General features: G+C 40.5%; 12 protein-coding genes. 3 read left to right on the plus strand and 9 right to left on the minus strand.

Features of this window, described 5'->3' with window-relative positions:
* The first annotated feature begins 53 nt into the window (after positions 1–53).
* Positions 54–485 (plus strand): DUF4826 family protein, encoded by a 432-nt coding sequence (locus ACXAC4_RS07520; RefSeq protein WP_475160303.1) that lies wholly within the window; start codon positions 54–56, stop codon positions 483–485.
* On the opposite strand, the gene ACXAC4_RS07525 is transcribed toward ACXAC4_RS07520, so the two are convergent.
* The 8 genes from ACXAC4_RS07525 to cspD form a co-directional block, all read right to left on the minus strand.
* Complete coding sequence (locus ACXAC4_RS07525) at positions 469–927, minus strand: GNAT family N-acetyltransferase (protein ID WP_475160305.1); 459 nt, start codon at positions 925–927, stop codon at positions 469–471. The genes ACXAC4_RS07520 and ACXAC4_RS07525 overlap by 17 nt on opposite strands.
* A gap of 87 nt (positions 928–1,014) precedes the next feature.
* Complete coding sequence (locus ACXAC4_RS07530) at positions 1,015–2,166, minus strand: JmjC domain-containing protein (protein ID WP_475160306.1); 1,152 nt, start codon at positions 2,164–2,166, stop codon at positions 1,015–1,017.
* Between the two features lie 62 nt (positions 2,167–2,228).
* The gene (gene purB / locus ACXAC4_RS07535; protein WP_475160308.1) at positions 2,229–3,599 is read right to left on the minus strand and encodes an adenylosuccinate lyase; all 1,371 of its coding nucleotides are present in this window, start codon (positions 3,597–3,599) and stop codon (positions 2,229–2,231) included.
* 39 nt (positions 3,600–3,638) lie between these two features.
* Positions 3,639–4,241, minus strand: coding sequence for a high frequency lysogenization protein HflD (gene hflD / locus ACXAC4_RS07540; RefSeq protein ID WP_475160310.1), 603 nt, complete (start codon positions 4,239–4,241; stop codon positions 3,639–3,641).
* On the minus strand, positions 4,241–5,341 hold the full coding sequence (gene mnmA, locus ACXAC4_RS07545; RefSeq protein ID WP_058029681.1) for a tRNA 2-thiouridine(34) synthase MnmA: 1,101 nt from the start codon (positions 5,339–5,341) through the stop codon (positions 4,241–4,243). Before mnmA ends, hflD begins: the two co-directional genes overlap by 1 nt.
* An 88-nt stretch (positions 5,342–5,429) precedes the next feature.
* Entirely contained in the window at positions 5,430–6,071 is a 642-nt protein-coding gene (locus tag ACXAC4_RS07550; protein ID WP_475160313.1) for a pseudouridine synthase, read from the minus strand.
* Between the two features lie 117 nt (positions 6,072–6,188).
* A complete protein-coding gene (locus tag ACXAC4_RS07555; protein ID WP_475160315.1) occupies positions 6,189–8,411 on the minus strand; it encodes an NADP-dependent isocitrate dehydrogenase in 2,223 nt (740 codons plus the stop codon).
* Between the two features lie 320 nt (positions 8,412–8,731).
* Positions 8,732–8,950: a cold shock domain-containing protein CspD gene (cspD, locus tag ACXAC4_RS07560; RefSeq protein ID WP_138482390.1), complete on the minus strand. Its 219-nt coding sequence runs from the start codon at positions 8,948–8,950 to the stop codon at positions 8,732–8,734.
* A 200-nt stretch (positions 8,951–9,150) separates the two neighbouring features.
* Between cspD and clpS the strand changes: the two genes are divergently transcribed.
* The gene (gene clpS, locus ACXAC4_RS07565; RefSeq protein WP_138482388.1) at positions 9,151–9,468 is read left to right on the plus strand and encodes an ATP-dependent Clp protease adapter ClpS; all 318 of its coding nucleotides are present in this window, start codon (positions 9,151–9,153) and stop codon (positions 9,466–9,468) included.
* A gap of 29 nt (positions 9,469–9,497) precedes the next feature.
* Positions 9,498–11,765 (plus strand): ATP-dependent Clp protease ATP-binding subunit ClpA, encoded by a 2,268-nt coding sequence (clpA, locus tag ACXAC4_RS07570; RefSeq protein WP_475160318.1) that lies wholly within the window; start codon positions 9,498–9,500, stop codon positions 11,763–11,765.
* A gap of 154 nt (positions 11,766–11,919) precedes the next feature.
* On the opposite strand, the gene infA is transcribed toward clpA, so the two are convergent.
* Positions 11,920–12,138, minus strand: a complete 219-nt coding sequence (gene infA, locus ACXAC4_RS07575; protein ID WP_058029687.1) for a translation initiation factor IF-1 — start codon at positions 12,136–12,138, stop codon at positions 11,920–11,922.
* Positions 12,139–12,143: the final 5 nt, after the last annotated feature.

Here is a 12,143-nt window from a genome sequence, read left to right on the forward strand (position 1 = left end):
CAAGATGTTGTTAGGAAGTAGAGTGACAGCAAGAAAAATTATGAGAAAACGACATGTCTGAAGAAAAGAAAATACCGGTTGAACTGACTGAAGCGCAAGTTAATCAATGGCAAAAAGAATGTTTAGGTAATGCACAAAAGTTTTTAGCAGACAAAGGTGTGCTTCCTGTTAGCATTTTAGAGAAGGAATGTAGGATTCTTCCACCACTGTGCGCCGTTTGGAAAATAAAGGGCAATGATGGCAACACCTATTGGGTTATCACAGGTCGTTTACCTACCGATGCAGTACAAGTTAGTGCAGCAGAAAATGCAAGAGATGTGTTACGTCACTTTTCATTTCAGTGGCAACTGAAGGCTGATGGGATTATGGCAAGTAAACCTATCGACAAGACTCAAGTAGATTTCGCAAACTTGCTTGTTAACAGAGCACATGGCTTATACGAGTTATTTGAGAACGAACAGCTTTGGGCTAATGTAGCATCGTAAAAGGTTCTGCATTGAAGTCATTTACAGGGCAGCATAACTGCTGCCTTGGTATTCCTGCCTCCATGAATACCCCTCCTTTTTTTGAAAAACCATATTCAACAAAAGCAGGCACCTCATCAAGTACCGAATTAATGAAAATATTATTCAAGCCTTTTTCTTTCGCAATAACAACTAAGTAATTTAGAATAGAATAAAAGGCGTCTTTGTTCCTATGCTGGCTAATAATAGCAACGCGACTAATCAAGCCATTAGGGCATAACCTACCGGTTCCAACGGGTGTATCACAGTCATCGTAAATGATTGCGTGTTCAGATTTTTTATCGAGTGAATCAAACTCAACTTTCTTAGGTAAGTTTAGTTCATAAACAAACACTTTTTCTCTTAGCTCAGTTAATAGCGTTTGATGCTCAAACCAATTAACTTTAGTTACATGGTAAACCATGTGTCCTCCAGTAAGATTCAAATCAAATGTGCAAGCCTAGGCACTCAAAGTAATTAATTGTCAGGCTTGCTTGCACATACAGGATCTTTATTCTTCTTGTTGGATAAAATAGTAACCTTCATTGATAAGCTTAGTTAACATTTCAGCAAACTCCAAACATGTGACTGAAGGAATAATTTTGCTAGCTTCAAAATAGGTTAAGTCTGTGAGTAACTTGGCCGCATCTAACATGTTGATTGGTAGTGAGAAAGTTTCACTGTTTATACTTAGAAGTATCGAGTCTTCAAACAATTGATAAAAGGTTCTAACACCACCCGCTCTGTTAATTACATGTGATGATAAGTAGTTAGCTAACTCATCTGATGAGACAGGTTCATCTAATGGTAGCAAATCCATATCATGTTTAGGCTGGCTTAAATAATTACCAAGCCAACGCTTGATTACTTCTTTGTCTTGAATCGCATCAAGCATGAGAGATTGTATTTTTTCAACTTCGCCAGTATTGAGTTCGCCAGGTGACTCTCTGAGTGTAAGTGTTTTGTCTGAATAGCGCGTTTTACCAAGCTCATTATCAATCAAATAATCGGCAAAATTACTTAAGAAATCCTTCGTGTCAGGCGCTCTAAAACCAACAGAGTAGTTTAATGCATTCTTAACAGCATAGCCTTCGTGTGGGCAACCTGGTGGGATATAAAGAATGTCACCAGGTTCAAGGACCTCGTCAATGATTGCATTGAATTGTTCAACTTGCAGGAGACTCTTATTTTGTGCAAACTCTTTCAGGTTTGGGTCAGGCATACCTACTCGCCAATGTCTTTTACCTTCACCTTGAATAATGAACACATCATACTGATCTAGATGAGGTCCAACACCGCCGCCAGGCGTTGAATAGCTGATCATCAAGTCATCAATTCGCCAGTTAGGAATAAATCGAAATGGCTCCAACAATTCAGCAGCAATAGGGTGCCAGTGGTCTACTGCTTGAACAAGTAGGGTACTATTAGCTTCTGTTAATAATGAAAAGTCTTCGAATGGGCCATGGTAAGATTCCCATTTATCGTTATGGTTTGTGATAAGGCGAGACTCAATGTCATCTTCCATGGCAAGACCCGCTAATTCTTCTGGCTCAATCGGATCTTCGAAATCAGTAAAACCACTTTTGATTAATAACGGCTTTTTTTGCCAATATTCTTTCAGAAACTCGGCTTGAGTTAATGCGTTAATTTTTAAATCAAACATATTTTTTCCATAAAAAAAGCGAAAGGAAACCCTTTCGCTTTATAAACTAAATTTGTGTGTAATTACACTAATTCGTCAATGAATGCTTCAGCACGGCCGATGTAATTAGCCGGTGTCATTAGCTTCATTTCAGCTTTTACAGTATCTGGTAATTCTAAACCATCAATAAAATCAGCCATGATTTCTTGGTTTACACGTTTACCACGCGTTAGCTCTTTAAGCTTCTCGTAAGGCTTTTCGATACCGTATTTGCGCATAACTGTTTGAATTGGTTCTGCAAGCAGTTCCCAGTTTTGATCTAGCTCTTCAAGAAGTCGATCAGCGTTTACTTCTAGTTTGCTAACACCTTTTAAGGTTGCTTGGTACGCAATTAGTGTATAGCCCATACCAACGCCAAGGTTACGAAGAACTGTTGAATCAGTTAGGTCACGCTGCCAGCGAGATACTGGAAGTTTTTGTGCTAAGTGTGCAAAAATTGCATTAGCTAGGCCTAGGTTACCTTCTGAGTTTTCAAAGTCGATAGGGTTAACTTTGTGCGGCATAGTTGATGAACCAATCTCACCAGCGACAGTTTTTTGCTTGAAGTGATTTAGTGCAATGTAGCCCCAAACGTCACGGTCGAAGTCTAATAAAATCGTGTTGAAACGCGCGATTGCATCGAATAGCTCAGCAATGTAATCGTGAGGTTCGATTTGGGTTGTGAATGCATTCCAAGTTAAGCCAAGGCTAGTTACGAATTGCTCTGCATGTGCATGCCAGTCGTAATCAGGGTACGCGCTTAAGTGCGCGTTGTAGTTACCTACAGCACCATTGATTTTGCCTAGTAACTCTACGTTTGCGATTTGCTGACGTTGACGCTGTAAACGAACATACACGTTTGCAAATTCTTTACCCATAGTTGAAGGAGAAGCTGGTTGACCGTGTGTACGAGTCATCATAGGTACGCTTTTGTACTCAACAGCTTTTGCTTTGATTGCGGCAAGTAGCTCATCACAGTATGGTAAAAGTACTTTGTCACGCGCTTCTGCTAACATTAAACCGTGAGACAGGTTATTGATGTCTTCAGATGTACATGCAAAGTGAATGAATTCATTGATTGCATTTAATTCTGCATTATCTGCAACTTTCTCTTTTAGAAGATACTCAACCGCTTTAACGTCATGGTTCGTTGTACGCTCGATTTCTTTAACGCGCGCAGCATCTGCTTCACTAAAGTTGTCAACAATGCTGTCTAAAAGCGCATTTGCTTCGTCACTGAAAGCTGGTACTTCATCAATACCTTGTGCTTTAGCTAGGGCTTGTAACCAACGTACTTCAACAGTTACGCGGTACTTGATAAGGCCGAACTCACTGAAAATGCCACGCAATTCAGTAGTTTTACTACCATAGCGGCCATCCACTGGAGAGATAGCGGTTAACGCTGAAAGCTCCATAATTTCTCCTAAACTAATTGGTTTGTTTGAACGATTTCTTTAAATACTATTTTTAGCGATTTCGATAATTTTCTTTTTGCCAAAGAAAAATTGACGTCGCTTACCACCAAGTTGGCGCCAAAGCACGGCACTACGAATGCCAGCTAATAAAAGCGCTCGGATCTTATGTTGGTAACTTGGTTGTTTTAATAAATCTGGTTGACCAAATACCTGAATTTTTTGTCCAAGGGGACTCAGTACTTGGCTGTAGATATCAGCAAAAGCAGCAACTATGGTGCTGTCACAAATATCAAAATGTAATAGTTGTCTTTCGACTTGCTTTAAACGGCTTGCCAGTTCATCTAACGCTTTAGGATTAGCCGAAAGTGCACGTTCTAATTGCATCAAACTGCCAACATATTTAACCAATTCAACATCTTTTTCGCCTTCAGGAGAAAGTTGTTGAATAAGCGTTTTATAACCGTCTTTGATAACCCATTTATCGTCATAAACGTCTTCTGGCTGAGCAGGACTTAGGTTAACAATACTTTTTAGAAAAGTACTGACTTCAGCTTCATTAAACTGGCCGTATTTTGCTGTTTTTTGCACAAGTTTGCTGATCTGGCACATAGCCGCCAGCGGTAAAACATAACTTGTCGACATTATTTGATCACCGAGTCGATGATACCGCCACCTAAGCAGACGTCGTCAGCATAAAATACAGCTGATTGACCAGGGGTTACTGCTTTTTGAGGCTCGTCAAATAAAACTCTTGCCATACCGTCTTCACCAACCAACAAAGTACATGGAATGTCAGTTTGTCTGTAACGAGTTTTTACTGTGCAACGTGTTGTGCCTTTTGGTCCAACTCGATCAACCCAGTGTAATTGATTTGCGTTTAGGCCATTACTAAATAGGCGAGGGTGGTTTTTGCCTTGACCAACAATTAAGACGTTACGCTCTACGTCTTTATCAACGACATACCAAGGTTCACCGCTGCCTTCTTTCATGCCACCAATTAATAAGCCTTTTCTTTGACCAAGCGTGTGGTACATCAAACCTTCATGCTCACCCACTTCATGGCCATCAGTGTCTTCAATTTTACCTGGTTGCGCAGGTAAGAATTTTTGCAGGAAGTCTTTGAACTTGCGTTCACCAATAAAGCAGATACCGGTACTGTCTTTTTTGTCGTGCGTAATTAACCCTTGCTCTTCAGCAATACGACGTACTTCAGGCTTTTCAACTTGACCTACAGGGAATAGTGTTTGTGCAATATGCTCATGGCTAAGTGTATAAAGGAAGTAGCTTTGATCTTTGTTGTCATCAAGGCCACGTTGCATCACAAATTTACCATCGCGCTCTTCACGACGAACATAGTGACCTGTTGCAATGTAATCTGCACCGAGTGCTTGTGCAGCGAATTCTAAGAAAGCTTTGAATTTGATTTCTTTATTACACATGATGTCTGGATTTGGCGTGCGGCCCGCTTTGTATTCCTCTAAGAAATACTCAAAAACGTTGTCCCAGTACTCAGCTGCAAAGTTTACGGTATGAAGTTCAATACCTAACTTATCGCAGACAGCTTGTGCATCTTTAAGATCTTCAGCAGCAGCACAATATTCGTCATTGTCATCTTCTTCCCAGTTCTTCATGAACAGGCCTTCTACCTGATAGCCTTGTTGTTTTAATAAGTAAGCTGAAACTGAAGAATCTACACCGCCGGACATACCAACGATGACTTTAATCTGACTATTATCGCTCATATTTTTTGCTGTTAATCTCTATGATTTTTGAAAGGCGTGAGTATAGCACGATATTTTAAGAGGCTGAATCCCAAGTTAGCGTTTAACGCTAAAGCACTTTGTATTCGCCATTATGAATGCCATCAAGAGTGTATTTTCCAATACGATAGCGTATCAAGCGAAGTGTAGGGTGGCCAATATGGGCTGTCATTCTACGAACCTGGCGGTTTTTTCCTTCAGAAATGGTTATTTCAAGCCAAGTAGTCGGAATATTTTTGCGTTCTCGTATTGGAGGGTTACGAGGCCAAATATTTGGCTCATTAATAATTCTGACTTTTGCAGGCTTTGTAAGGCCATCTTTTAATTCGACACCTTTATTCAGTGCATAAATTGACTCATCGCTTGGTACACCCTCAACTTGCACCCAGTAGGTTTTATCTGTGTCTTTTTTCGGATTCGTTAGAGTGTATTGTAATTTTCCGCAATTTGTTAAGAGTAATAACCCTTCGCTGTCTCGGTCTAACCGACCTGCAGCATATACACCTTTTTCTTTTATGAAGTCTGCTAAAGTTGCACGGTTTTGATCATCGGTGAACTGGCAAAGTACATCAAAAGGTTTATTAAACAGGACAATTTTAACTTGATCTGCAGGAAGCGCTTCTTTTACCACGCGTTTTTTATTAAATGGCTTTTTGTTATGAGATTTTTTTTGGAATGTTTTGTTATTGCGGTTAGGGGCGCGATTTTGCATTGGTTATAAGAGGTAAGAACATTGATGTGTGCATAATAACAAATTATACCTTTGCTACTAAGTAAAATACCTATAAAAAAGGGCATCAAACGATGCCCTTAATCATTCAAATTAGTATTAAGCTAGTTTCGCTAGCACTGCATTGAAAGTTTCACTAGGACGCATAGCAGCAAAAGCAAGCTCGTCATTTGGCTGGAAATAACCGCCAACATCTTTGCTTACGCCTTGCGCAGCGTTAAGTTCTTCAACAATTGTTTGCTCTTGAGCTGTTAACTCTTCAGCGATTGGCGCGAACAACGCTTGTAGTTCAGCATCGTCTGATTGAGCTGCAAGAGCTTGTGCCCAGTACAGAGATAGGTAGAAGTGGCTACCACGGTTATCAAGTTCGTTTACTTTACGAGACGGTGACTTGTTTTCATCTAGGAATTTACCAGTCGCTGCGTCTAGTGTATCAGCAAGCACTTGTGCTTTAGCATTACCATTCACTTGGCTTAAGTGCTCTAGTGATGCCGCAAGTGCTAAGAACTCGCCTAAAGAATCCCAACGTAAGTGGTTTTCTTTTTCGAACTGTTGAACGTGCTTAGGTGCAGAACCACCTGCACCTGTTTCGAATAAGCCACCACCGTTCATTAGAGGAACGATTGAAAGCATTTTCGCACTTGTGCCCAGTTCAAGAATTGGGAATAAGTCGGTTAGGTAGTCACGTAAAACGTTACCTGTTACTGAAATCGTGTCTTGACCTTCTTTCATGCGAGCAAGAGAGTATTCTGTTGCTTCAACTGGTGCTTTGATGAGAAGTTCAAGGCCAGCTGTATCGTGGTCAGCAAGATATGTATTTACCTTTTTGATAAGCTGAGCATCGTGCGCACGAGCTTCATTCAACCAGAAAACAGCAGGTGTGTTTGTAGCGCGAGCACGGTTAACAGCAAGTTTAACCCAATCTTTAATTGGCGCATCTTTAACCTGACACATACGCCAGATGTCACCTTCTGCAACGTCATGCTGAAGAAGAACATTGCCGTCAGTATCAACAACTCTGATAGTACCAGCAGAAGCAGCTTCAAATGTTTTATCGTGTGAACCATACTCTTCTGCTTTTTGAGCCATAAGACCAACGTTAGGAATTGTACCCATAGTACGAGGGTCGAAAGCACCATTTTTCTTACAGAAGTCGATAGTTGCTTGGTAAACACCAGAGTAACAACGGTCTGGAATAACAAAGCTAGTGTCTTGTTGTTTACCTTCAGCATTCCACATTTGACCGCTTGTACGGATAGCGGCAGGCATAGACGCATCGATAATTACATCACTTGGCACGTGTAGGTTTGTGATACCACGATCAGAATCAACCATAGCAATGCTTGGGCGCTCAGCGTATACCGCTTGAATGTCAGCTTCAACTTCAGCACGTTTTGTATCGTCTAATTGCGCGATTTTAGCGTAAACGTCGCCAAGACCATTGTTAACATCAACACCTAGCTCTTCAAATAATTCGCCATGTTTAGCAAATACATCTTTGTAGAATACTTTTACAGCGTGACCGAAGATGATTGGATCAGACACTTTCATCATCGTAGCTTTCATGTGTAGAGAGAAAAGAATGCCTTTCTCTTTAGCTGCATTGATTTCTTGTTCTAGGAAAGATTGTAAGTCAGCTGCGCGCATGCGTGATGCATCGATAATTTCACCAGCAAGTAGAGGTGTGCTTGCTTTAAGTACAGTAATCTCACCATTCTCTGCAACGTGTTCGATGCGAACGTCAGTTGCATTTTCTACAGTTGTAGATAGCTCAGAACCAAAGAAATCACCATCAGCCATGCTAGCAACATACGATTGTGAGTCAGTTGCCCATGCGCCCATTGAGTGAGGGTTTTTACGCGCATATGCTTTTACAGAAGCTGGCGCACGACGGTCAGAGTTTCCTTCACGTAAAACTGGGTTTACCGCAGAACCTTTGATTTTGTCGTAAGTTGCTTTAATAGCAGCTTCTTCATCTGACTTTGGTTCTTCAGGGTAGTTAGGTAGTGCGTAACCTTTCTCTTGAAGCTCTTTGATTGTTGCTTTTAATTGCGGTACTGACGCAGAGATGTTTGGAAGCTTGATGATATTAGCTTCTGGTGTTTTAGCTAATTCACCAAGTTCTGCAAGTGCATCGCCAATGCGCTGCTCTTCAGTTAAAAACTCAGGGAAGTTTGCAATTACACGACCTGCAAGTGAAATATCACGAGTTTCAACTTCAACGCCTGCAGCATTAGTGTAAGCTTGAATGATTGGAAGCAACGAGTATGTAGCTAAAGCCGGTGCTTCGTCAGTTTTTGTATATATAATTTTAGATGTCATTATCATTCCTAGATCAGGGGCACAGAGTGCCTATCAAAACGCAATGGGAATGCTATGTTGCCTAAGGCAACTTTATATAGCAAGTTTGATAGTTATAACTACTCTAAAAGTCTATATGCACCATTGACGGTGACATCTTAAAGGTTAATCAAAGTAATTGGGTAAACCCAAATAGGCATAACTAACAAGCCTGAAAACAGACACTAGTTTAACAAGCAATTTATATATGGGCTAATTTAAAAATTTAAAGTTGGAAAGAGAAATTAAATGAGAAGGGGGTGAAGCGAGTTAAAACCCGCTTTATTAATGAGATAATAACATCAAGCGAGTTCAGTCTCTCTAGGAGCGATGTTCGTTGCATGAAGCCCTTTTGGACCTTGTTGCAACTCGAAGGTTACATCTTGACCGGCTTTAAGTGTTTTGTATCCATCCATCACAATCGTTGAGTAATGGGCGAAGATATCTTCTTCACTGCCGTCTTCTACGATGAAACCAAACCCTTTGGCGTTATTGAACCATTTGACTTTTCCGCAAGCCATACTTCCACATCCTTCTATAAGTTGACTAATTTAGTTAATCTAAACTTTATAATTTGCTAGACTGCCCATAGATTAGACAATCTAATAACGACTGTAGTTTAAATGAGCAATCAGTCAAGGCTTTTAGACAAATTTTTAACAAAAAATTTATTTTTCAATTCAAGTTTGCTTGAGTTAACAACACAAGACTATATTTTATTATGAGTGGTATTAAAGATTCTGGTGTAATCGATACAGTTAGAGAGAAGCAAAAGCAAAAGCTGAGCCCACCTCGAAAGTATAAAGTCATTTTAAATAATGATGATTACACTCCAATGGACTTTGTAATCGAAGTATTAATGACGTTTTTTAATATGGATAGCGAAAAAGCAACTGACGTGATGCTGCGCGTGCATCACGAGGGAAAGGCAGTATGTGGCTTATATCCTTCCGATATTGCACATACTAAGGCGGAACAAGTAAATCGTTACGCTCGCGACCATGAACATCCACTGCTATGTAGTTGTGAGCAGGAATAACCGATATAAATCTCGTTTGGGGGTTGCTTATGCTAAACAAAGATCTTGAAATTACCTTAAATGCAGCATTTCGTGAGGCAAGAACACGTCGTCACGAATTTATGACTGTTGAGCATTTATTACTTGCATTGATAGATAACCCATCAGCAGGTGAAGCATTAGGCGCATGCGGTGTTGATACAGAAACGCTCAAACGAGAGCTTTCTGAGTTTATCGATGAAACAACACCATTATTACCAGAAAGTGAAAATGATAGAGAAACGCAGCCGACACTGGGTTTTCAGCGTGTTTTACAAAGAGCTGTGTTTCATGTGCAATCATCTGGGCGCACCGAAGTTACAGGTGTGAACGTATTAGTCGCAATTTTTTCTGAACAAGAAAGTCAAGCTGTCTATCTACTGAAAAAAAGTGATATTAGCCGCTTAGACATAGTGAACTTCATTTCTCACGGTGTGGCTAAGTCAGATGACGAGCATCATGAAGATGATCACGAAGATATCAATAGTGATGATTCAAATGACATACAAGGTGAAGAGAAGACTAAACTTGAAAATTTCACTACTAACCTGAACGCGATGGCACAAGCGGGCCAGTTAGACCCATTAGTAGGCCGAGATCAAGAAGTAGAACGCACTGTACAGGTTTTATGTCGTCGTAAAAAGAATAACCCTTTACTTGTAGGCGAAGCTGGCGTTGGTAAAACTGCAATTGCAGAAGGGCTTGCCTATAGAATCGTAAATGAGCAAGTACCCGATGTGATTTCCGATGCGGTAGTCTATTCACTCGATATGGGCGCTTTGTTAGCGGGTACTAAATATCGCGGTGATTTTGAAAAGCGTTTTAAAGCGCTTTTAAAAGAGTTACAAGCAAAACCGCATTCGATTTTATTTATTGATGAGATCCATACAATCATAGGCGCAGGTGCTGCGTCGGGCGGTGTGATGGATGCCTCAAATCTGATTAAACCATTACTTTCTAGTGGTCAATTAAGATGTATGGGGTCAACAACTTATAACGAGTTTAAGAATATATTTGAAAAGGACAGAGCACTTGTGCGTCGCTTCCAAAAGATAGATGTTCTCGAACCAAGTGTTGAAGACACCACAAAGATTCTAATGGGCTTGAAAGACCGTTACGAAGATCACCATGGTATTCGTTACACCCAAAAAGCACTCCGTGCTGCTGCAGAATTGAGTGCTAAGTATATCAACGAGCGTCACTTACCAGATAAAGCCATTGATGTGATAGATGAAGCGGGGGCAAACCAACGTTTGCTACCAATATCTAAACGCAAGAAAACCATCAATGTTGCAGATATTGAGCAAATCGTATCTAAAATTGCGCGTATACCGCAGCAGAGTGTATCTTCAAGTGATAAAGAAACACTCAAAAACTTAGACAGAAACTTAAAAATGTTGGTGTTTGGTCAAGACCAATCAATCGATGCATTAACGTCTGCAATTAGATTGTCTCGCTCAGGTCTTTCAAATGAAGACAAGCCAATTGGTTCTTTCTTGTTCGCAGGTCCAACCGGTGTTGGTAAAACAGAAGTAACAAAGCAACTTGCAAAATGTATGGGCGTGGAGTTCATTCGTTTTGATATGTCAGAGTACTCTGAACGTCACGCGGTTAGCCGGTTAATCGGCGCGCCTCCAGGCTACGTAGGTTATGAGCAGGGCGGTTTGCTAACTGATTCTGTGATCAAACACCCTCATGCTGTTGTGCTTTTAGATGAGATTGAAAAAGCGCACCCAGATATTTATAACATTTTGCTACAAGTGATGGACCATGGCACGTTAACAGACAACAATGGACGCAAAGCAGACTTTAGAAATGTAGTACTTGTCATGACCACGAATGCGGGAGTTCAAGAAACCATTCGTCAGTCAATAGGATTTGCGCAGCAAGACCATTCACACGATGCGATGGTTGAGATTAATAAGGTGTTCACACCAGAATTTAGAAATCGCTTAGACAATATAATTTGGTTCAACCATTTAGATAAAGATGTCATTTTACAAGTTGTAGATAAATTCTTAGTTGAACTTCAAGCGCAACTTGACCGTAAATCTGTGAACCTTGAGCTTACAACAGCAGCCAGAGAGTGGTTAGCTGATCTTGGTTACGACAAGGCAATGGGTGCAAGACCAATGTCACGTGTTATTCAAGAGCAATTGAAAAAGCCGCTTGCAAATGAAATCCTCTTTGGCAAGTTAGCCGAAGGCGGCACAGTAAAAGTGGGCCTGAAGAGCAATAAGCTAAATTTCCAATATGATGTTGAAATGGCTGAAGCTTAAGAGTGGGAAAGTGTAATCTCACCATTTTCATGAGACCATTAAAAAAGCCTAGCTAAGCTAGGCTTTTTTATTTAACACATCAAGTTAAATCACGATGATGAGTCAAAAGTAAAACGAATGAACTTAACCAATACGCTTTACAATCACGGCGTAATTAACGCGCGCGGAAAACGATACGACCTTTAGTTAAATCGTATGGCGTCATTTCAACAGTTACTTTATCGCCTGTTAAAATACGAATGTAGTTTTTGCGCATTTTACCAGAAATATGAGCAACCACTACGTGGCCGTTTTCAAGTTCAACGCGGAACATTGTGTTTGGTAAAGTATCAAGGACTGTGCCTTGCATTTCAATTACGTCTTCTTTCGCCATGTGTA

The organism is Pseudoalteromonas sp. AWM4_233 (genome assembly GCF_056158285.1).